Genomic DNA, 21,680 nt, shown 5'->3' with positions numbered 1-21,680 from the left:
GCCCTATTATTATAAACAGAAGGCCGGGCAAGTCGCCAAGGTCAATAACCGGAGAATTTCCGATGAACGTATCAGTTAAAGAATTTCGCAACTCAGTTGATCACCTGTACCGCATGGCAAACGTGGATTATCACGCCTGCGTTGGTGCCCAGGAGCTTCGCTATTGGGTTGAGCGTGTCGAGCGCGTTATTGGGCTTGTCGAAGCCCTGGAGTGCAAACGGGCGAAGCCTGCCGACCGAGAAGAGCACGGGAAGAGCTTGGAAGCGGCTCACAAACGCCTAGAGCAAGCCGCGAAACGGATTCAGGAGCTGGAGCAGCCCGAACCGAAGAAGCCGACACTAACCCTTTGTGTTCACTAAAAAAAAGCCCGGTTTAACCGGGTTTTTTTATGCTTGCCTATTGACTAATTAGGGCAAAATGCCCTATTATACATATCGAAGGCCGGGCACACCGCCCAGGTCAATAACCGGAGAATTTCCGATGACTGATACAACCGATTACACCCCTGTTACTGCTTCCCTGGTCGCAGAAGATAACCGCATGGGGTTTTACCCTGCTGCATTTGGTGAAGCCCGCATGATGCGCGGCGAAGCCCTGGTGTTGGGTTATATGGGTAATCTTTCCCAGGATTACAAAGGCGCGTTCTGGCACTTTTATACCCTATCGAACGGCGGCTATTACATGGCCCCTGCGATTGATACCGAAATGCACCTGGAGGTTTCAGGTAACTGGTTTTCTGGCTCTATGTCGGCTGACGCGGCGGGGGTCGTAGCCACGTTGTTCGCATTTGGACACCTTGCAGCCGAAGCCCAGGGCACCGCCGAGGGTGACGCCCTGATTGACCGCTATCACTTCCTGAGAGAGTACGCCCTTGATCACGCGGAAGCCGCTGCGATCCTTGGCGCTATCGACTGATAGGAGAGGCCCCGGCGTAAGCTGGGGCCATCGTGTGGCGATGATGAATAAGAGAGACGAGCGAGACGAGCAAGCGGCGAAGCTGGCCGCCTTGATGCCCGACGAACAAACCGCGTTGCTGGACTTGGCAGCAGGGGCCGTGAATGACCTGCACGCTGCTGTATTGGTCAATGATGCAGAAAGGGCTGCCGGGGCAATGGCCCGGTATGAGGCGGTTATCTGGAAAATGAACGGCGGCACCTTCTTTGGATGCAACGCGGATTCTGATTCACCTGGTAACGTGGTTGAAAGACATTGCCAGGCTGATACCGGGGCGGTTCCTAAATGGGGTCAAAAAGGGGCGTTTGTTTCTGTTGTCGATGGTATGCGTGTCTTGGTCGAGTTTGGCAGCCTTGGCAGCCAGGGAACCGCTCATTTTTCTTTTCATGCGGTAGACCTGGACGCCTGGTTTATATCAGAGACAGGGTATCGGTCCCACTTCGACGGCCTGCGGTTTGGCTCGACAGTGGAAGAGGCTGCAAAAGCCATACTGGCTGATTACCTCAAGGACAAACGGCCAGAGATTGGAGTGGAAGATAGGGACCGGCTTGCTCGATCCCCCTTCCCCGCCGTTCTGGCTTCCCTGGAGCCGCCTGCGCGACGTTCTCCAGCAACCCTTGACGTACCCCCTGGTCACGCTCTTGTGGACGTTGTGCTGCCTCCACAGAAGGCATTTATTGCGCGGAAATGGGCCAAGGAAGCACAAGCAAAGATCGAAGCGGCCAAGCCAACAAAGGAGCTGCCGGAAATAGAGCCGGAGGCCGCAAAACCAAGAGCGGCTAAAGCCGCGAAAATGAACGCCAGGGAAGAAACTAGACGATTTAAACCTGGGCAGCGATGCCAGATTGTTAGCGTCCATCATCCTGTATTTGAAAAGGATATAGGCAAGTTCGTTATTATCACGAAATTGTCCCCTCACACCTCCCAGGTATGGGCGCACGACGACGAGCCGACAAAGTACCGCATTAATCGGAACGGGCGGCGCGTTGTTCAGTTCAACCCTAAATCGGTGCATACGATCTACAGCTTTGATCAATTGCGCCCCGTAATAGACACAGGAGAAACAAACAATGAGTGACCCGAATATTAGACTTGAATGCCTGCGCCCTGCTGAAAAGTGGGAGCGCCCGACAGGCGAGGAAATCCGCGAAGTGTTGCGGTTGGCTGAATTGACAGGCGGCGGAGCGGCCAGAAAAGTCGGGCTTGGGCAGAAGGGAGACAGAACGGTGCGCCGCTGGATTGGCGAGGAAACGCACATTCCTTATGCCGCGTGGGCATTGCTTTGTGACATGGCCGGGCTGGGAAAAATTTGGGAAGAGAGTTGAACGCCAGGAAGGAAATGCTTGGAATTGTGATTTTAGCCGCTAAAATGTTTCGATAAATCGGAATTTTCCGCTTGACAAGGTAGGGCAATTTGCCCTAATATATTAAGTGAAGGCCGGGCATACTGCCCAGGTCAATAACCGAGGAATACCGATGACTACTAGCAAAATCATGTCTTGGGTCGATGCGCTGCCGAACGTAGCCGCGACTGACTTCACCGCTCGCCGTGACTCCATTGCGGACAAGATGGCAGAAGCTCAGGAGCTGGAGCAGCGGGCGTCAAAACTGCGTGAAGAGGCTTATTTTGCCAGTCTTAAACTGGAAGGTGACGCCAAAGGGAAATGGTCGATTGAGGCCGTAGAACAGGCAAAACACCGGGCTGACTTTTAGAAAGGATACGCCCCGGTTAGACCGGGGCGCTTGGCCCGGCGCTGTCACACCGAAACCAATGCTCTCTAGGGTGTGGCCCTATTTGCAGAGCAATAGATAATTGGAGCACGGAAGGCGTGGAGGGTCAAGAATATGTCAAAGTCAAATATTATCAAGTTTCCGAAAGCTGGCCCTACTGATTCAGGGCCGCCGGACCCGCAACCAAAAGCACAGGCCAAGCAACAGCCTAGCAAGCCGCAGAGCAACCCGAAGAAAGGCGGGGGATTTCTGGCGGCTATTTTGCGTTGGGTATGGATAGGCGTTGTTCTGGTGTGGCCGTTGCTTAAATGGGTTATCTCTATCGACGTTTTCTTTCAGGGTGTCCGTGCCGTGTACTACTGGGATGATCCAACGGTACATGCAGGGTGGACGTTCCTGGCTCATTTTGCCGTGCTGACTGTCCTCACTTATTTTGTGTCGGTATTCAAACCCAAAGGCGTTTAATTTTAGCCGCTAAAGTGTTGACCTGATCTTAAAGTATAGCTATACTTTTTATGTATTCGGCGGCTGTCACCGTCATTCAGTCAATAACTAGGGTGTGGAGTTGGTATGGGTGCAATCCATGAAGAAACAACTAACGGAGTCCCAATTTCAAGCTGCAATCAAGGGTTTGGGAGTAGGACAACAAACGCTCGAAATAGCGCATGGCGTCTTGGTGGAGGGGAAAACTCAAGCCGAGTTCGTAGCGTTATTGGGAGTGACAAAAGGGGCGGTCAATCAGGCCGTCAAGAGAATTTGGGACGCTCACAAGGCGCTGACGCCGGAGGGGTACGAGCGAGTCACGGCAATATTGCCGGAACATCAAGCGTTCATCGTCAAGAAATGGGCGGAGGACGCCAAGAAGAAAAGGGACACGTAATGAAAACACTGGTCACGGCAAACCAAAAAGGCGGCGTCGGCAAAACATCAACCTTGGTGCATCTGGCGTTTGATTTCTATGAACGCGGCAAAAAGGTGGCCGTGATCGACTTGGATACCCAGGGTAACGCCTCTTACACGCTTCAGGAGTTCCGCACGGGCGTTGTAGCAAGCAACTTTTTCAATGGCGGCCCGTTCGACGTTGTGAACGGCGGGGACGCGCCTGGCATGGCTCTTATTGAGTCTGACGCCGCCTTGGCAAACATGGAAACCATGTCCCTTGGTCGCGCTGGTGAACATTTCAGAGCAGGTATTGCGAGCCTTGCAGAACAAGGCTTTGACGTGTGCTTGATCGACACGGCCCCTTCCCTTGGTGTGAGTATGGCCGCCGCGCTGATTGCTGCGGATTATGTCCTGTCCCCTATTGAGCTGGAAGCCTATTCAATTCAAGGCATCAAGAAAATGAATGCGGCCATTACGAACGTGCGCAAGGCTAACCCTAAGCTGCAATTTTTGGGCATGGTGCCGAGTAAGGTGGACGGACGAAACCCCCGCCACGGTCGCCACCTGGAACAGCTCCAGCAGGCATTCCCGCAACTTATGCTTCCTACCACAATCGGCCTGCGTAGCAGCATAGCGGACGCACTCGCTTCCGGGGTGCCGGTCTGGAAAATCAAAAAAACGGCTGCCAGAAAAGCCGCGAAAGAAGTTCGCGCCCTGGCTGACCTTGTGTTTACAAAAATGGAGATCACCGCATGAGCGCGCAAAAAGAACAGAAAATGGAGGGGCTGGGTCTGGAGGGTATTGGCGACCTGTCCGGGCTTCTGAACGACCCCGAAAACACCAACGGCGGCGGCGCTGGCCCCTTGGAACTGGCCTTGGACCTGATAGATGAAGATCCAAACCAGCCACGTACCGAGGACAACCCTGGCTTTTCAAAATCGAGCCTGGAAGAGCTGGCCGCTACCATTCGCCATCGAGGCGTTAAAACGCCTATTTCAGTGCGCGAGAACCAGGACGAACCGGGCCGCTTCATCATCAACCACGGCGCTCGCCGCTTCCGTGGTAGCCGTATCGCTGAGAAGGAAACTATCCCGGCGTTTATCGACAACGATTACAACGAAGCGGACCAGGTGATTGAAAACCTGCAACGCAATGAGCTGACGGCCCGCGAGATTGCCGACTACATTGGCCGCGAACTGGCTAAGGACGTTAAGAAGGGAGATATTGCGGCAGCTATCGGCAAATCCGCTGCGTTCGTGAGCCAGCACGTTACCTTGCTGGACCTGCCGGAACCGATTGCTGAGGCATTCAACACTGGCCGCGTTAATGACGTGACCGTGATTAACGAGCTGGTTAAGGCGTACAAGAAGAACCCGGACGAGGTTGTCGCCTGGCTGGCCGACGACGAGCAGGAGATAACACGCGGATCGGTGAAGCTGCTGCGTGAGTACCTGGACGACAAGCGCAAGCATGAGGACGAGGAACGCGACCCGAACACCGTGGATGCTTTCACCGGCCAGACTGATGCCGAAGGCGACGACCAGGAAGAGGAAGAGGACGAAACCCCGCCGAAGAAGGAACCGAAGGAGCAAGACCCGGACAAGCTGAAAAAAGCGATTATCATGGTCAAGCATGACGAGCGCATGGGCCGACTGATGCTTAATCGTCGTCCTACTGCTGAGGGCTGGGCCTGGATCAAATACGAGGACGACGGCCACGAGTTTGAAGCGGACCTTGGAACGGTTGAGCTGATGGCCTTGATGGACGGAGCTTAACCCCAAAAAGAAAGCCCTGGGCACGGCGGCAACCGTATCCAGGGCCATAACCCACGCTAACCAGTTGAGAGGTACTAGCGATGAGTAGCAACGATTGTATCATGATTGCAGGCCGGATTCGCGCCGCCCTGGAGCAAAAGAAATCATTTACCCTTCCCTTGATGACAATGGCCGACCTGGCGCACGTCCTCGATCACTTGCAGAGGGCCGAAGCTGCCGCGTGACAGCGTGACACGGCCATGAACCACACCCACCCTGCCCCGCTTTTGCGGGGCTTTTTTTTACCTGCACGAAATGTATTCTTGCTTAGTTTTGTAGTATGTTGTAGTATTATACACAATACAACATACTACAGAGGGCGAACATTATGGCAATCAGCAAAGAGCAGATTTTCCAGGTGGCCGACGAGCTGGACGCAGCCGGTCAAAACCCTACCCTTGCAGCGGTACGCAAGGCCCTAGACGGCGGCAGTTACACCACGATCAGTGAAGCAATGAAGGAATGGCGAGCGGCCAAGGCTGCCGACGCTACGCCGATTCAAGAGCCGCCCCCGCCTGGTGTTATGGATAAGCTGTCGGAGGTTGGGGCCGAGATTTGGGGCGTCGCCCTGGAGCTGGCGAACGGTCGCCTTGCTAGTGAGCGCGAAGGCTTGGAGGCGGCCCGGTTGGAAATGGAGGCTTCCAGACTTGAGGCTGTCGAACTGGCAGATCAGCTATCGGCAGACCTGGACGACTCGCGCAATCAGGTTGCGAGCCTGGAGGGCGTGGCCCAGGAGTTGCGGGCAGAAGTGGACGACTTGAAAGGCAGGCTGACCACGGCCACCGAGCGAGCCACTACCGCCGAGGCCCGTAGTGGTGAAATGGAGCGGCGAGCCAATGACTTGCGTTCCGAACTGGATCGGGCGCACCAGGAGGCAGACAAGAACCGTCAGGCGCTGGAGCGTGTCCAGGAGGCCGCAGCGAAAGCAGCCGACACCCATAAAGCCGAGCTGGCACAAGCCCAGGCTGATGCAAAGCAGGCGGCCAAGGATCACAAGACAGAGTTGGCACAATCTCAAGCCGATGCGAAGCAAGCGGCTAAAGAGTACCAGGAGCAAGTCGAGGCGTTGCGAGCGCAGCACAGTCAGGCGCTGGAGAGTGCCCAGGAGGCCAAAGCAGCCGCACAGGCCGAGGCTGAGCGACTGGCTGCCGTCAACTCTTCCCTGGAGTCCAAACAGGCGCAAGCCGAGGAAAAACTTGCTGTATTGACAGGTGAAGTCGAGAAAGCAGGTGCGGAGCGCGATTCTGCCCTGGCGTCGGCAGCGACGGCCAGAGAGGAAGCGGCGGTCCTGCGCGGACGTGTTGAAGGGCTGGAAATTGCGCTTTCACGCGGGGAGAAAGGCGACGGTTCGCAGAAATAACCTGATAAATCGGGTTTTTTACCGTACTATTAAAGGCGTCCTTGACAGATTTTCCCGGCCAGAACGTAAGCCGGCCTCGTTTGGTTGCCGAGGTCGGCTTTTTTATGGGTGGGTGCTTTGCAACCTGTAGCAGTAAGTAGAAGAAGATACATAAGGAGCGCCGCAAATGAAGCAACGCCTTTTGGTTATGAACGGTCAGCGGATTGTTCAAACCGACCAGGGTGGCGCATGGGCTAATCAGAAGGTTGATAAAGCCGGAGCGTTGAAACCCGGCATATACAACCTTTACATGGCTAAGGAAGCCGATAAGTCACAGCGCCATGATGGCGTGATTGTTCATGCCGATAACAATAAAATATACCAGCAAATAGGCAAAAACTTTGTCATGCACTCTAAGTCAGATTTCGATATAGTACCTGATGTTGGGAGTGCAAAAAGCATTAGCTACGACGCCCAGGGCAAGGCATTAGTCGCCCAGGCTGTCAAACTTAGCAGAGGACGCTCCCGATAGTTTTAGCGGCTAAAACGGGAGGTGCCTTTGAGTAAGCTAGGAATCGGGGAGCGTGCCCCTTGGGGTGACTTTCCTCAAGTGATAAGGAATGGAGACTTGGGAGCGTTGAAAAACGAACCCGAGTACCAGGCAGCCAAGTCTGGCGACATGCCTGCTGCTATCGAGCTAGTAGATAGGCTTCTCACCGATGAAACGGTTGAGAAGATCAGGGAGCAAATGGGGGACAGCAAGCCCCTGGTGTTGCCAGTTCTGGCCGTTGAGGCGGCTGGCAACAACAAAATACCGTTGGCAATGGCCGAGGCGCTTGCGGATCGGTTGGGCCTTGATGTTGAGCTGGGGATAATCCAGAGCGACAAGGTAGGTCGAACTGATACTGGCGCAGACCATCGCCTGGCGTTCAATCCTACATTCGAGGGTGACGTTAAACAGGGTCAAAAGTACCTGGTTGTTGACGACACTTTGACAATGGGGGGAACGGTCGCCTCTTTGCGGGGCTATGTGGAGAATCGAGGCGGCAAGGTTGTCGCTGCTTCGGTGATGACTGCGCATGAAGGGGCGCTTAACCTGCCGGTTAAGCCTTCCATGCTGGCAGCCATTGAAAATAAGCACGGCCCGAGTATGAATCAATTTTGGCAGGAGACGTTTGGTTATGGAACCGACAAACTCACACAAGGTGAAGCTGGACACCTCAAATCAGCCAAGACCGTTGACGCAATCAGAGAAAGAATCACTGCGGCAAGACATGAAGGCATCGAGCGATTGGGCGCGAACCGAGTTGAAGCGCCGCCGCGCTCAAAAAGCGCGGGGCGTTCGGGTCTAACCGGAGAAAGTCTAGTTTCGTCTGCTGAGGGGTTGGAAGTCGAACAGCAGGCCATGATTGAAGGGGCGTCCGTTGAGCAGGGCTATCAAGAAACCCTTGCCATGTATGTCCAGGCCAAACATGACCAGGTTGAAACCATCGAGGATCGGCTAGAAAACTTGATCAACCGGCAGCAAGCTCGATTGCAACAAACGCAATCAAACCGCCCCGGTTTTCTGTCTATGCCTGGAACCCGGAAAGCCTGGCAGGCTTCCCAGGCGCAACAGCAAGGCAGGCTCCAGACGCTTCATGCTCGCCTGGAGACAGTCCGGGAAATTAAGGAAGGTATGGGGTTGCATTCGCCGCGTGTTGAAGAGTTGGCGACCAGGAAGATGCGGGCAGAGAACCCCGAGCTGGCTGCGGATTGGGATTCAATGAAGCAGGCCGAGCGACAGCACCAGGCGTTAATGAAAAAACAGGAGCAGGAGAAGAAGCAAACCCAAGAGAAAAGCAGGGGCTTATCCCTTGGGTTGAATCGACCGCCTCAATAGACAACAAAGCCCGGCATGACCGGGCTTTTCTTTGTATTGCTGCAACACCTTTACCATGACGCCCATAACGCAAGGCCCGCCGCGAAAACGGCCATTCCTGCCGCAATCAAGTTCATGTAAGACACCCTGCGGGCTTCCCGGATCGAGGGCTTGAGTTCCTGGGCTATCGCCTCTTCTACTTGCTGCCTGGCTGCCGCTGCCGTTGCCTTGGCGTTTTCTTTGATGGTTGCGGCCATTGCCTCTTTGCTGGCCGCCAGAGCGGCGTTCAGCGTCCTTTCAGCTTTGTTTTTTGCATCATCCCCCCACCGATGCGCAATTTCTTCCAGTTCGCTTTTAAAGGCGTCCAGGTTGGCTTGCTGGGCGGCAGTGCTTTCCTGCATTAGTCGGTCATTGATGGTTTGCAGGATCAATATAGGGTCATCGCGGCCCACGGCTATGCCGTGCTTGGCTGCGATTTCCTTAATGGTTTCCTCGATCTTATCGGACATTACAGCACCGCCGCGTTATCCAGTAGGCCGAACACTTGGCCGCGAACGATTTTAAGGCGCTGCCGGGTCATGATTGAAAGCGAACTATCTTCCAGGGCCTCGGCAAAAGTTTTGCGATTTTCAAGCATTTCTGCAAAGTCTCGGCCATAGGTTTCATCTTTCAGTTTTGGCATATCAATGATGGCCGTCACGCGAGCCTTGTTGTTTGTGTAGGCTTTCATTTGCTCGAACGTCTTGCCTTGGTGTTCGATTGGCCCCCAATAGGGGTTGAGCCACACAACAAAAAGTGACTCGGCTGGAAACTGGCTTACAAGCTGTGAAAAGCCGTTGATAGTATCAAGGAGTGATTGGCTACCAGCGATAACGGTGTGAACAACCATTTCGTGCCCCATGTCTTGGAGCAGGGCAGGAACCTCGTTTGAGATTAGGTAGTGAGACAGCGGGACGAAAGAGCTGGCCCCGTTGTCTATAATCACATCATCTTCACTGGTTGCGATCAGCTCAACCAGGGCATCAAAGTTTCGCGTGTTGATTTCGTCCTCTTCAAGAATGTTAAGGCGTTTCACGTTCAGTGACTGATAGCCTTCAAACGTAGCGTTAACCGGGTCGGTATCCACGCAAACCGGCGTTTGCCCCTTGTTTGCTTTGTATTGAGCAATAAGGGCAGCGATCACGGATTTACCAACGCCGCCCTTTCCTTGTAGAACTAGATGTACTTTTGCCATTAGATTAAATCCTCTTTGTTGGGTTTAGCATCAAACTTAAAGCCGCCAGTGCCTGGCAATTGCGGCTTTTCCTTTTCTTCGGGTTCGCTCTTATCCGCCTTTTGTGTCGCATCCCGTTTGCCGTCGGGCTGCTTGTTGGTCGCGGGGCTGGCGTCGGCCTCATTTTTAGCGGCTAAAGTTGGTTGGTCCTTCGGCGCGGTCTTGATGAAGCGTTTAACGTGGCGGCGGAATGTCTCATAAGTAGACCGTATCTTTTTGCCTTCTTTCAGGTATTCCCAAATCGTTTTGAGCGAATACCCTGCCTCTATCGCCTCGGCCACATCCTTTTTTACGGCCAAAAACTCGACGGCAGATGCGTCCTGCCGTCTCTTTTTTTGCCGCTTATCGCGCTCCTGGACCCACTTTTCTAGCCCGTCAGTGAATTTTCCCATTTATCAACCTGTGAAAGTAAACCTGTGTATTCCTGTGCATGTTATCGCGTAAAGCGTCGTTTTAGTGCAAGGAAACATGCGGGTTTCTTCTGTTATGCCTTTACTTTAGCGCATTTTACGATATATCCGCAATTTTTCAACGAAAAACATGGTAAAACACAATGGCTGGTGTACACTTTCCTTGGTGTAAACAACGCCGTAAGGCGGGCAGGATAGGTGAAGTTAGCTAATCGGCGGAGCCGATTAACTATCTTCACTCTCCCTTATTCGCGCCGGGGGCGCTCAACGGGGAATCCTGCTCTGCGAGGCTACCGGCTGCCGCCGGTTGATAGAGAGGTGCATATATATGAGTGAGGAAAAGAAGCCTGGCAAAAAGCGATCACATCATTTGCGGGTGCCAGTCTTTGACGACGAAAAAGAAACAATCGAGGCGCAAGCTGCCCGGGCGGGCATGAGTGTTGCCCGTTATCTGCGTGAAGTCGGGCAGGGCTATCAAATAAAAGGGGTGGTCGATTATGAGCAGGTCCGAGAGTTGGCCCGAATAAATGGCGACCTTGGCCGCTTAGGTGGACTGTTAAAGCTTTGGCTAACGGATGACGTGCGAACGGCTCAGTTCGGCCAATCAACAATCCTTGCTGTGCTCAGCAAGATTGAAGCGACGCAGGAGGAAATGGGCAAGGTCATGACCAAGGTTGTAATGCCGAGGTCCGAGCCATGATTTTAGCGGCTAAAACTCCAGGGGGTGGCCTTTGATAGCAAAGCACGTCCCTATGCGCTCGCTGAAAAAATCCGACTTCGCGGGATTAGTGAAGTACATCACTGACGAGCAAAGCAAAACCGAGCGTCTTGGTCTGGTGAATGCGACCAATTGCGAGGCTGACACCATGCAGGCCGTAATTGGTGAGGTGCTTGCCACGCAGCAGGGCAACACACGCGCTAAGGGCGATAAAACATACCATCTAATAGTCAGCTTCCCGGCTGGAGAAAAGCCCGAGGATGACGTTTTGAAAGCGGTAGAAGAGCGGATTTGTGCAGGGCTTGGTTATGCGGACCATCAACGGGTCAGTGCTGTACATCACGACACTGATAACGTCCATATTCATATCGCAATCAACAAGATTCATCCAACCAGAAACACGATGCACGAGCCTTATCAGGATTATCGAACCTTGGGCGGATTGTGTGACGCGCTCGAAGATGAATATGGGTTGCAGAAGGACAATCACCAGGGCCGCAAAAGTGTCTCTCAGGGTCGGGCGTCTGACATGGAGCGGCACGCTGGCATTGAAAGTTTGGTGAGCTGGATTAAGCGGGAATGCCTGGAAGAAATAAAGACAGCTAAGACCTGGGAAGAGCTGCACCAGGTTATGAGCGATAACGGGCTGGAGATTCGCCAGCGAGCCAATGGATTTGTTATTGAGTCTGAGGACGGAACCCAAGTTAAGGCCAGTACCGTCGCCCGTGACTTATCCAAGCCAAAGCTGGAAGCGCGACTTGGGGCTTTTGAAGAAACAGCCGCGCAAGCAGAGCGAAAAGCAAAACGCCGATACGACAAGCGCCCTACTCACTTCAAGGTTAATACAACCGAGTTGTACGCCAGGTATCAGGAAGAACAAAAGAACCTGACCGCTGCGCGTAAAGTTGAATGGAATAACGCCAGGGGTAGAAAGGATCGCCGGATAGAAGCCGCGAAAAGGTCAAACCGTCTGCGCCGTTCGGCCATCAAGCTCATGGGTGGCAGTCGTATTTCTAAGAAACTGCTTTACGCGCAAGCCCATAAAGCCCTGAAAGATGAAATCCAGTCGATTAACAAGGACTACAAGCGCGAGAAACAGGAGCTATACGACCAGTACAAGCGTCGAGCTTGGGCGGATTGGCTGAAACAGCAGGTGCTTAATGGTGACAAGAAGGCTCTGGAGGCTCTACGAGCGCGGGAGCAATCAAAGGGACTACAGGGCGACACTATCAAAGGGGAAGGTGGTTCAAAGCCTGGTCACGCCCCTGTTACGGACAATATCACCAAGAAAGGAACCATCATTTTCCGCACCGGCAAAAGTGCCGTTCGGGATGATGGCGACAAATTACAGGTTTCCAAGGCAGCTAACGGCGACACCGTGACCGAAGCCTTGCGCGTGGCAATGGAACGATATGGCAGTCGGATCACAGTTACTGGTTCACCTCAATTTAAAGCCCAGGTGATCGTTGCCGCCGCCACTTCAAACTTACCAATCACTTTTGCTGATGCGGGCCTAGAGCGCCGCAGGCAGCAGCTATTGCAACAGGAGAACAGTAATGACCGACGAAACGAGCAAGCCAGAAGAGGAAATGAGCGAGGACGAGCTGATAGACGCAGCAATGGCCGCGCTGAGCGGGGACCTGCCGACGACAACGGAAGAGGACGAGGAACCGCCGACAGTCGAGCAGCAACAACAGGCAGAGCCGGAGACGGCCAGCGAGGACGCGGACAGTCAACCAGCACCGGCAGCACCACAGCAGGCGGTCGAAATGACGCCGGAAATGGAGGCCGCCCTATCCTCAACAAGCCCCACGTTGGGCGCATTGGAGGAGAACCGCCGTCCTTCGCAAAAAACCGTCTGCGAACGCTGTCCTCACTCGGTGTGGTTCGCTTCGCCCGAGGAGGTGAAGTGCTTTTGCCGGGTAATGCACCTGGTGAGCTGGAGCACCAAGGAGCCAAACCAGATAACCAACTGCGATGGGGAGTTTCTGGGTCAGGAGGAATAACGCCAGATCAGACCAACGCAGCAGATAAATACATTGCCGAGCGGGAGGCAAAACGCCTAAAAGGTTTCGATATACCGAAGCATTCACGATATACTAACCAGGATGGTGCGGTTACTTATGGCGGCACTCGGAATGTTCAGGGGCAGGCACTGGCCCTATTAAATCGCGGGGATGAAGTCTTAGTGCTGCCAATCGACAAAGCCACGGCGCAACGAATGAAGCGTGTTCGTATCGGGGAAGCCGTGACAGTCACTCCGCAAGGTTCGCTCAAGAGATCAAAAGGAAGGAGCAGATGAAGCCAAAAATAAACAACGCAGTCGGCCCGCAAGTGCGGGACCGAAAACCGAAGAAGCAACGCCTATTGCCTGCCCTGGGTGCGGTATCCGTACTTGGTGGCTTGCAAGCAGCAACGCAGTTTTTCGCTTACACATTTAATTACCAGGACAACCTTGGCGGTCATATCAACCATGTATATGCCCCCTGGTCAATTCTGAGCTGGGCTAGTGACTGGTACAGCATCTATCCCGACGAGTTCATGCGGTCCGGTAGCATCGGAATGGTTGTCACGACCGTTGGCTTGCTGGGTGTAGCCATTGCCAAGGTAGTCACGTCGAACAGCTCTAAAGCCAGTGAATACCTGCATGGTTCGGCCCGTTGGGCTGAAAAAAAGGATATTCAGGCAGCGGGGTTATTGCCGCGTGAGCGCACAGCCTTGGAAGTAGTAACGGGTAAAGACGCCCCTACTTCAACCGGCGTTTATGTTGGTGGCTGGGAAGATAAAGATGGCAACTTTTTCTATCTGCGACACAACGGGCCTGAGCACGTATTGACGTATGCCCCAACCCGTTCGGGTAAAGGTGTCGGCCTGGTTGTTCCTACCCTGCTTTCATGGCCTCAGAGTAGCGTTATTACCGACCTTAAAGGTGAGCTATGGGCTTTGACCGCCGGATGGCGGCAAAAGCACGCCAAGAATAAGGTGCTTCGCTTTGAGCCTGCATCAAGTAACGGCGGCGTGTGCTGGAACCCCTTGGATGAAATCAGGATTGGCACGGAATACGAAGTTGGGGACGTGCAGAACCTCGCAACGCTAATCGTTGATCCTGATGGCAAAGGCATGGATTCGCACTGGCAGAAAACATCCTATGCCTTGTTGGTTGGCGTCATTCTACACGCGCTCTACAAATCAAAGAATGAAGGCACCCCGGCAACCTTGCCGGTTGTTGATGCCATGCTGGCCGATCCTGAGCGAGACACTGGCGAACTTTGGATGGAAATGGCGACTTACGGCCACGTTGACGGCCAAAACCATCCAGCGGTCGGCTCTGCTGCCCGTGACATGATGGACCGCCCCGAAGAGGAAGGCGGTTCCGTTCTTTCAACAGCCAAGTCATACCTGGCTTTGTACCGTGACCCGGTAGTTGCTCGCAACGTAAGCAAGTCTGAGTTCCGTATCAAAGACCTGATGAATCACGATGACCCGGTGAGCCTGTATATCGTGACTCAACCGAACGACAAGGCCCGTTTGCGCCCCTTGGTTCGCGTTCTCACCAATATGATTATCCGCCTGCTGGCAGATGAAATGTCGTTTGAGAAAGGGCGTCCAGTTGCGCACTACAAGCACCGCTTGTTGGCGATGCTGGACGAGTTCCCAAGCCTGGGTAAGTTGGAAATCCTGCAAGAGTCGCTGGCATTCGTCGCCGGTTATGGCATCAAGTGTTACCTGATATGCCAAGATTTGAACCAGCTCAAAAGCCGTGAAACTGGCTATGGTCCAGACGAAACCATAACGTCTAACTGCCACGTTCAAAATGCTTACCCACCGAACCGTATTGAAACAGCGGAACACCTGTCACGCCTGACCGGGCAAACCACCGTTGTTAAAGAGCAAATCACTACCAGTGGCCGCCGCACATCGGCCATGCTCGGGCAGGTTTCTCGCACCATTCAAGAAGTACAGCGCCCATTGCTCACCCCTGATGAATGTTTGCGTATGCCGGGGCCTACCAAGAATGCAGCCGGTGACATTGAAAAAGCCGGTGACATGGTGATTTACGTTGCCGGGTATCCCGCCGTTTATGGCAAGCAACCGCTCTACTTCAAAGACCCTGTTTTTCAGGCTCGCGCAAGCGTGGATGCCCCGAAAATCAGCGACAAGCTGCGCATCGTTGCGGAGCCGGAAGGGGAGGGCGTGACAATATGAAAATCAGCCTGAAAAAAATATATGCAGGGGTAGCCATTGCCGGTGTTGCGGCAATGTCGCTTGCTGCCATTAGTTACGCAGCCGGTGCGCGTATCAATACCACTAAGAGCATTCCGGTAGGACTTTACTGGACAACGGACGCCCCTATTGAAAAAGGGGCCTATGTCCTGTTTTGCCCCCCGGACGTTGGCGTTTTTGCCACAGCCAAAGAGCGCGACTATATCGCTGGAGGTTTCTGCCCTGGTGATTACGGCTACATGATGAAGCGAATTTTAGCCGCTAAAGGCGACACGGTAACGGTTACGGATAACGGCGTTGCCGTCGATGGTGAGCTGTTACCGCATAGCAAACCCATTAAGGCCGACCTCGATGGCCGCGAGTTACCGCGCTACCAATCCAATCAATACACACTCGGCAGCTCTGAGCTGCTGCTTATGTCTGATGTAAGCGATACCTCATTTGATGGTCGTTACTTCGGGCCAGTCAGTCGCTCGCAAGTTAAGAGCGTCATTCGTCCAGTTATTACCTGGTAGGGAAGGGGGGAACCACCATGAAACTATTTATTGCAGAAAAACCCTCGGTAGCAAAAGCCATTGCCGCCGAGCTAGGAGTTACCGGAAAGGGTGACGGTTACATTGAATGCGGCGGTGACAAAGTTACCTGGTGTTTCGGCCACATGCTGGAGCAAGCCGGTCCTGATGAATACACCCCTGATGATGTGCCAACAAATGATAAGGGCCGCAAAATCTGGCGTGTTGATGAACTGCCAATTATCCCGGATGAATGGATTTTAAGGCCCAAGGACGACGCCAAGAAACAGGTTCGAGTTATCGGCGGTCTGCTTAAATCCGCATCGCAAATCGTGAACGCTGGCGACCCCGACCGCGAGGGTCAGTTACTGGTTGATGAACTGCTGGAGCACTTCAACAACAAAAAGCCGGTGATCCGCTATTGGTCGAACGCCATTGACTCGGTATCTGTTAAGCGAGCACTGGCGAACATGAAAGACAACCAGGAATACCACGGCTTTGCAGACGCAGCCGAAGGGCGCGGCAAGGCTGACTGGCTTATTGGTATGAACCTGTCCCGTGCTTACACCCTGAGAGCGCAGCGGGGCGGCTCCAGGGCGTTATTGACCGTTGGACGAGTGCAAACCCCTACGCTTGCCCTGGTTGTCACCAGGGACCGCGAAATTGAGTCATTCAAGGCGGTGCCCTTCCATACTATTCGTGCCGAAATTCAGCACCCTAACGGCGCTTTTTGGGCAAGCTGGAAGGCAAAAGAAGAGCAAGCGGGCCTCGATGCGGAAGGCAGGCTTGTAGACACTGCCGTTGCGAATGCCCTGGTTGACTCGCTCACTGGTAAGCCTGGCTCTATCAGCGAGTACAAGCAGGAAGCCAAAAAGCAAAATCACCCGCTGACGTTCAGCCTGTCCGACATGACCGCCCTGGCGTCAAAACGCTTCGGTTATAGCGCCGAGGACGTGCTTAAAACCTGTCAGTCATTGTACGAGACACACAAGCTGACCACATACCCGCGAACCGATTGTGCCTACTTGCCGGAATCTCAATTTGCAGACGCCCCGGACGTGTTGGCATCGGTAAGAGCTGTGAACCCTAGCCTGGCGTCCATTGTTGATGGAGCGGATACCAGTATCCGGTCCCGTACCTGGAACGACAAAAAGGTGTCGGCGCACCACGGGATTATCCCGACGATGCACAAAGGCGATCTAAACAAGCTCAATGACAAAGAGCGCAATATCTATGACCTGGTTGTGCGGGCATACCTGGCACAGTTCTACCCGATTCATGAGTTTATGAGCACGACCGTTACCGTCGATGTTGAAGGCGAGACGTTTAGCGCAAAAGGCAAGGTAGTCACTAAAAGCGGCTGGCATGACGTGTACCTGGACAATTCAGACGATGACGACAGCGACCAGGACGACGAAAGCCAGTCACTCCCCAAGATGGGCCAAGGTGACGCGATTACTTGCGGCCAAGCCGCAAGAAGGGACGCCAAGACGAAGCCCCCGGCTCGATTCACCGAAGGTACGTTGATCACTGCAATGGTGAATATTCACCGCTTTGTTACTGACCCTCAGCACAAGAAGATGCTGCGCGAAGGTGACGGGATCGGCACCGAAGCAACACGGGCATCCATCATTTCCGAATTAAAACGCCGCAATTATTTGGAGACTAAGGGCAAGCAAATTATTAGCACTACCTTGGGCCGAAGCATGATCGACGCCCTACCAGAAGTAGTGAAAAGCCCGGTGCTTACTGCCCTTTATGAACGAATGCTGCAAAGCGTTGAATCAGGCAAGGCCGACTTGGCTGCGTTTATCACCAAACAAGAGGCGTTTATTAGGGAGCAGGTTGCCAAAGCCAATGACGGCGCGGTTGCTATTGCAGGCGGCAAAGAGGCAGCCCCGGTTTCCGATGTATTCAAGTGCATGTCGTGCGGTGCTGGCTTGTCCCGCCGACCACTACCGAAGAAGAAGGGTCACTTTTGGTGGGGTTGCTCCAATTACCCAACCTGTAAGCAGACCTATCCCGATGTTAAAGGCCGTCCCAACTACAGCAAGGGACGCAACAATACCGACAAGGAGTAATACCCATGACTACACAAACCAATGACAACCTGGAACAGAGCACTTTTGACGACCAGGCGAATGCAGCCGAAGCCTTGCGCGAAAAGCTGGATGACGCAATGACCCCTGGCTATCAAACCGAGTTTGACCCGGAAGAAGCCGAAACCGTAGGGGCGTTTGTTGAGGATGCACTGTCAGAAGAGGACGCCGCCGAAAGTGACGCGGACCTGGTAGACGCGACAGTGCCAGAGGATGACAAGGAGGGCTAACCGATGGCTGCCGAGAAAAAACCATTTCACGAAACAGTAGCGGAAAACCTGATTGAACAACTCAAAGCAGGCACCGCACCTTGGCAAAAACCTTGGGAACCTGGTTCCCAAGGCTTCATGCCGATGAACCCAACGACCGGCAAGCGTTATAAGGGTGTTAACGCCATTCACCTCATGGCCCAAGGGCGCGGTGATAATCGTTGGCTGACTTACAAGCAAGCGAAGGCCGCCGGTGCTCAGGTACGCAAAGGCGAGAAAGGGACGCCGGTTCAGTATTGGAAATTTTCCGAGGAACAAAACAAGCTCGATGACAACGGCAAGCCTGTCCTAGATGGACAAGGCAAGCCGGTGAAAGAAACCGTCATGTTAGAGCGCCCCCGCGTGTTCTTTGCCACCGTTTTCAACGGCGAGCAAATAGACGGTATGCCCCCACTTGAGCAGAAAGAGAAAACGCAGACCTGGGACGCAGTAGAGAGAGCCGAACATATATTGAAGGCGTCAGGCGCTGATATTCGTCACGGCGAGCATGACCGGGCTTTCTATCGTCCTGCGACCGATAGCATACACCTACCAGATAAAGAGCAGTTCCCGACCGCAGATAACTACTATGCAACCGCGTTGCATGAGCTGGGGCACTGGACCGGCCACAGCTCACGGCTTGACCGAGATATGGCCCATCCTTTCGGATCGGAAGGGTACGCCAAGGAAGAGCTAAAGGCTGAGTGTTTTAGCCTGATCATGGGGGACGAGCTGGGAATTGGTCACGATCCAGAACAGCACGCCGCTTATGTAGGTTCCTGGATTAAGGCGCTCCAGGATGACCCGCTGGAGATTTTCCGCGCAACGTCTGATGCAGAGAAAATGTCGAACTACGTTTTGGCATTTGAACAAAAGCTAGTCCAGGAGCAAGACCAGGCCCAAACGCAGAAGCTGGAGGCCGCCCCGGAGCAAACACAGGAGGCCGGGATGCAATTACCCACCAACAACCAACAGATGCGCGATCAGTTGCTTTCCGCGCTATCACAAGAAGATTCCCAGGCAATCAACCAGGTTGCTAACGAACGTCGCCGCCTAGCTGCCGGAGAAACGGACGCCCAGGCATTTGAAGAAACAGCCCGGCAGGTACTCGGCTTTGACTTACCGGCAGACTGGAACGGAGCTGTTCAAGTTCAAGGTAACGTGGTCATCGAGGATGGCGGGGAACAGTTCGTAGAACCCGCGCACGCGGTTGGCCGTGAACCCGAGTTTTGGGGCGTTTATGCCCAACATGAAAACGGTATGCACCAATGGGTTGCGGATCTCAACAGCCAGAACCAAGCCGACGAGCTGGCGAACCTGCTAGGGCTGGTTGATGCACTGTCCGAAACCAACGAGCACGAACAGGCGGCCAAGCTGTCCAGGGTGAATGAAGTTCGCGTGCGACTAGACCCGAACAGCACGGACGACGACATTTCAGCGGCTAAAGAAGCTCGCAAGACCGCAGAAGCAACGGCCACGCTCAATGACAGCGATATGCAGCGCCGTATTGCCGAACACGAACGGCAGCAGGCCCAGCAGGTGAAGGGCAGCCAGCAGGCTCAGGCAGAGCCAGAGAAGCAGGAGCGAACCTATATCAATGTCCCATACCGCGAGAAGGACGAAGCAAAGGGCCTCGGAGCACGCTGGGACCGTCAACAACAGTCCTGGTTTGTTCCGCCTGGCGTAGACACTGCCCCCTTTGCCAAATGGTCCCAGGGGGCCGCTCAGGAAGCCACGGCGCAACAACGCCCACAGCAGGAACAAGGCCAGACTCAAACCGCAGGACAGCAAAAGCAATACCTGGCTGTGCCGTATGGTGAGCGCGGCGCTGCGAAGGCAGCCGGGGCACAGTGGGATAAAGCGGCCAAGTCTTGGTATGTCGGCCCTAAAGGCGATATGGAACGCCTAAGCCGCTGGATGCCTGATAACGTCAAGAGCCAACAAGGCCCGGCCATGTCACCCCGCGAAGAGTTTGCGGAAGCCATGAAGTCATTGGGCTGTGTTGTCAGTGGTGATCATCCAATCATGGACGGTAAAAAACACCGGGTATCTGTAGAAGGAGACAAGAAAGGCGAGCGAGCTGGTTTCTATGTCGGCCACCTTGACGGCCACCCTGCCGGTTACATTTCCAACAACCGTACCGGCGTTGATATGAAATGGAAGTCTAAGGGGTATTCGCTCGATCCAGCAGAGAAAGCCAAGCTCCAAGCAGAAGCAGCCGAGAAGCTGGCAGCTAGAGCGGCAGAGCTGGAGCAGGCACAGGAAGCCACAGCGGAGCGCGTCAGCAAGCAGACGGCCAACTTGATGCCAGTCACCGAACAGACGCCGTACATGCAAAATAAGGGCATCCAGCCCCATCCTGGCGTTCTAACCGATGCCGAAGGCAAAAAGACCTACATTCCGGCGCACGACGAGAACGGCAAACAGTGGACCATGCAATATATCCAGGAGGACGGCACCAAGCGTTTCGCCAAGGATTCACGCAAGGAAGGTTGTTTTCATATCGTCGGCGGCGATATGAAGTCCTTGGAAGCTGCCCCGGCCCTGGTCCTTCAGGAAGGCTATGCGACCGCCGCGACCAATGCCGAGGCATTGGGGTTTGCTACCGTGGCCGCGTTTGATTCCGGCAACCTTCCCAATGTAGCGAAGGCCCTGCATGACAAGTTCCCCGACAAGCCTGTTGTGATCCTTGGTGACGATGATCGACACCAGGAGCTGACCCAAGGAACGAACCCAGGCAAGACGAAAGCACAGGAAGCGGCCAAAGTGGTCGGCGGTAAGGCAGCCTTCCCGGTTTTTGCTCCAGGAGAGGCAGAGTATCCGGCTGGCGTTGCCCCGATCACTCCCCAAAGCTATCGGGAACACTTGCGAGCATCTAAGGCCCTGGAGACGGCCCCGGAAGAGCGCAAGGCAGACCTACAGAAAGCCTTGCTCAGCAAGGAACAGTTGGCAGCCTTGGATCACATGAAGAAGCACACCGACTTCAACGACCTGGCTACCAAGAGCAGCCTTGGCCGTGAAGGAGTTGAACGCCAGGTAAGGGCTACCGTTGGCAAAGCTGTCCAAGAAGCGGAACGAAAACGTGAGCAGAAACAGGCAGAGCAACAAGTTCATAAACAAAAGCGGTCGGCCCGTATTGGTTATTAAGAGAGGTAGTGACATATGAGCGATTGGGATTATTTACATGACATGAGGGCGGAAGGGTATGGCGAGGAAGCAATATCAGAGGCAGCAGCGACTGGTGTGGCCCCGTGGCATTACTCGCATATAAATGAAAACGAGCTGCGACAGGATATTGATTTGCTAAAAATGTCTCTAAAAAATCGAGACATTACGCGCAAAGAGTTTGCCGCACAGATGAAGGAATGTAGAAAACGCAAAAAAGAGCTTAAAACTTATATTAATGGAGGGGTATAGATGCGATACGAAATACGATCATCGAGAGCGGCCAAGCCAATCGACTCAGCAGTTAAAAAGGATGGGGAGTGGATAGGCTTATTTTCGGGGCAGTCCCTGAAAGAGATTCAGAAGGATTACCCGGATGCCAAAGTTGTCGATACCGTGCAGAGCAGGACGAAGAGCCGGAGCCGGTAACAAAAAGCCCCGCCTAGTGCG

General features: G+C 54.0%; 23 protein-coding genes and 1 pseudogene. 21 read left to right on the top strand and 3 right to left on the bottom strand.

Annotated elements, in window-relative coordinates:
- From NDI72_RS20660 to NDI72_RS20600, 13 genes are all read left to right on the top strand, one after another.
- The coding region (locus tag NDI72_RS20660; protein WP_283801648.1) for a hypothetical protein at positions 1–359 on the top strand (359 nt) is incomplete at its 5' end.
- Positions 360–480: 121 nt separating this feature from the next.
- Positions 481–915 carry an antirestriction protein gene (locus NDI72_RS20655; RefSeq protein WP_283801647.1) on the top strand — a complete coding sequence of 145 codons (435 nt, stop codon included), beginning with the start codon at positions 481–483 and terminating at the stop codon, positions 913–915.
- 40 nt (positions 916–955) lie between these two features.
- Positions 956–2,032 carry a klcB gene (locus tag NDI72_RS20650; RefSeq protein WP_283801651.1) on the top strand — a complete coding sequence of 359 codons (1,077 nt, stop codon included), beginning with the start codon at positions 956–958 and terminating at the stop codon, positions 2,030–2,032.
- Positions 2,025–2,279, top strand: coding sequence for a hypothetical protein (locus NDI72_RS20645; RefSeq protein WP_014579471.1), 255 nt, complete (start codon positions 2,025–2,027; stop codon positions 2,277–2,279). Before NDI72_RS20650 ends, NDI72_RS20645 begins: the two co-directional genes overlap by 8 nt.
- Positions 2,280–2,430: 151 nt before the next feature.
- Positions 2,431–2,667 carry a stable inheritance protein KleA gene (gene kleA, locus NDI72_RS20640; RefSeq protein WP_283801646.1) on the top strand — a complete coding sequence of 79 codons (237 nt, stop codon included), beginning with the start codon at positions 2,431–2,433 and terminating at the stop codon, positions 2,665–2,667.
- 132 nt (positions 2,668–2,799) lie between these two features.
- Positions 2,800–3,150 carry a KleE stable inheritance protein gene (kleE, locus tag NDI72_RS20635; RefSeq protein ID WP_014579473.1) on the top strand — a complete coding sequence of 117 codons (351 nt, stop codon included), beginning with the start codon at positions 2,800–2,802 and terminating at the stop codon, positions 3,148–3,150.
- 118 nt (positions 3,151–3,268) lie between these two features.
- Entirely contained in the window at positions 3,269–3,565 is a 297-nt protein-coding gene (locus tag NDI72_RS20630) for a transcriptional regulator KorA (RefSeq protein WP_041646701.1), read from the top strand.
- Positions 3,565–4,323, top strand: a complete 759-nt coding sequence (locus NDI72_RS20625; RefSeq protein WP_269129354.1) for a ParA family protein — start codon at positions 3,565–3,567, stop codon at positions 4,321–4,323. The genes NDI72_RS20630 and NDI72_RS20625 overlap by 1 nt, the downstream gene beginning before the upstream one ends.
- Positions 4,320–5,342 (top strand): transcriptional repressor gene korB, encoded by a 1,023-nt coding sequence (locus tag NDI72_RS20620; protein WP_269129355.1) that lies wholly within the window; start codon positions 4,320–4,322, stop codon positions 5,340–5,342. The genes NDI72_RS20625 and NDI72_RS20620 overlap by 4 nt, the downstream gene beginning before the upstream one ends.
- Positions 5,343–5,422: 80 nt before the next feature.
- Positions 5,423–5,566, top strand: a complete 144-nt coding sequence (locus NDI72_RS20615) for a hypothetical protein (protein ID WP_020933273.1) — start codon at positions 5,423–5,425, stop codon at positions 5,564–5,566.
- A 143-nt stretch (positions 5,567–5,709) separates the two neighbouring features.
- Entirely contained in the window at positions 5,710–6,741 is a 1,032-nt protein-coding gene (locus tag NDI72_RS20610) for a DNA-binding protein (RefSeq protein ID WP_283801645.1), read from the top strand.
- A 166-nt stretch (positions 6,742–6,907) separates the two neighbouring features.
- Positions 6,908–7,252, top strand: a complete 345-nt coding sequence (gene kfrB, locus NDI72_RS20605; protein WP_283801644.1) for an IncP plasmid survival protein KfrB — start codon at positions 6,908–6,910, stop codon at positions 7,250–7,252.
- A 105-nt stretch (positions 7,253–7,357) separates the two neighbouring features.
- On the top strand, positions 7,358–8,602 hold the full coding sequence (locus NDI72_RS20600; RefSeq protein WP_283801643.1) for a phosphoribosyltransferase: 1,245 nt from the start codon (positions 7,358–7,360) through the stop codon (positions 8,600–8,602).
- A gap of 50 nt (positions 8,603–8,652) precedes the next feature.
- Here the strand turns inward: NDI72_RS20600 and traM are convergent, their stop codons facing one another.
- The 3 genes from traM to NDI72_RS20585 are packed head-to-tail and all read right to left on the bottom strand — an operon-like array spanning position 8,653 to position 10,246.
- Complete coding sequence (gene traM, locus NDI72_RS20595; protein ID WP_014579481.1) at positions 8,653–9,090, bottom strand: conjugal transfer transcriptional regulator TraM; 438 nt, start codon at positions 9,088–9,090, stop codon at positions 8,653–8,655.
- Positions 9,090–9,815, bottom strand: coding sequence for a PRK13886 family protein (locus NDI72_RS20590; protein ID WP_014579482.1), 726 nt, complete (start codon positions 9,813–9,815; stop codon positions 9,090–9,092). The genes traM and NDI72_RS20590 overlap by 1 nt, the downstream gene beginning before the upstream one ends.
- Positions 9,815–10,246, bottom strand: coding sequence for a TraK family protein (locus tag NDI72_RS20585; protein ID WP_283801642.1), 432 nt, complete (start codon positions 10,244–10,246; stop codon positions 9,815–9,817). Before NDI72_RS20585 ends, NDI72_RS20590 begins: the two co-directional genes overlap by 1 nt.
- 346 nt (positions 10,247–10,592) lie before the next feature.
- Here NDI72_RS20585 and traJ point away from each other — a divergent pair, with 346 nt between their 5' ends.
- From traJ to NDI72_RS20545, 8 genes and pseudogenes are all read left to right on the top strand, one after another.
- Entirely contained in the window at positions 10,593–10,964 is a 372-nt protein-coding gene (gene traJ / locus NDI72_RS20580; RefSeq protein WP_269129272.1) for a conjugal transfer transcriptional regulator TraJ, read from the top strand.
- Between the two features lie 31 nt (positions 10,965–10,995).
- Positions 10,996–13,284, top strand: a complete 2,289-nt coding sequence (gene traI, locus NDI72_RS20575) for a TraI/MobA(P) family conjugative relaxase (RefSeq protein WP_283801641.1) — start codon at positions 10,996–10,998, stop codon at positions 13,282–13,284.
- The gene (locus tag NDI72_RS20570; protein ID WP_014579486.1) at positions 13,281–15,188 is read left to right on the top strand and encodes a type IV secretory system conjugative DNA transfer family protein; all 1,908 of its coding nucleotides are present in this window, start codon (positions 13,281–13,283) and stop codon (positions 15,186–15,188) included. The genes traI and NDI72_RS20570 overlap by 4 nt, the downstream gene beginning before the upstream one ends.
- Positions 15,185–15,721, top strand: coding sequence for a conjugative transfer signal peptidase TraF (traF, locus tag NDI72_RS20565; protein WP_220979277.1), 537 nt, complete (start codon positions 15,185–15,187; stop codon positions 15,719–15,721). Before NDI72_RS20570 ends, traF begins: the two co-directional genes overlap by 4 nt.
- A gap of 17 nt (positions 15,722–15,738) precedes the next feature.
- Positions 15,739–17,799: a DNA topoisomerase III gene (locus NDI72_RS20560; RefSeq protein ID WP_220979276.1), complete on the top strand. Its 2,061-nt coding sequence runs from the start codon at positions 15,739–15,741 to the stop codon at positions 17,797–17,799.
- A 5-nt stretch (positions 17,800–17,804) separates the two neighbouring features.
- A pseudogene (locus NDI72_RS20555) lies at positions 17,805–18,014 on the top strand (hypothetical protein); the annotation flags it as partial.
- Positions 18,015–18,050: 36 nt separating this feature from the next.
- Positions 18,051–21,212 (top strand): zincin-like metallopeptidase domain-containing protein, encoded by a 3,162-nt coding sequence (locus NDI72_RS20550; protein ID WP_283801640.1) that lies wholly within the window; start codon positions 18,051–18,053, stop codon positions 21,210–21,212.
- A 15-nt stretch (positions 21,213–21,227) separates the two neighbouring features.
- Positions 21,228–21,482, top strand: a complete 255-nt coding sequence (locus NDI72_RS20545; protein WP_014579491.1) for a hypothetical protein — start codon at positions 21,228–21,230, stop codon at positions 21,480–21,482.
- Positions 21,483–21,680 lie beyond the last annotated feature (198 nt).

It is taken from the genome of Nitratireductor sp. GZWM139 (assembly GCF_030068685.1).
GTDB lineage: Bacteria > Pseudomonadota > Alphaproteobacteria > Rhizobiales > Rhizobiaceae > Nitratireductor > Nitratireductor aquimarinus.
The sequence above is the reverse complement of the archived record's forward strand: the minus strand, read 5'-3'. Positions and strand labels throughout refer to the sequence as shown.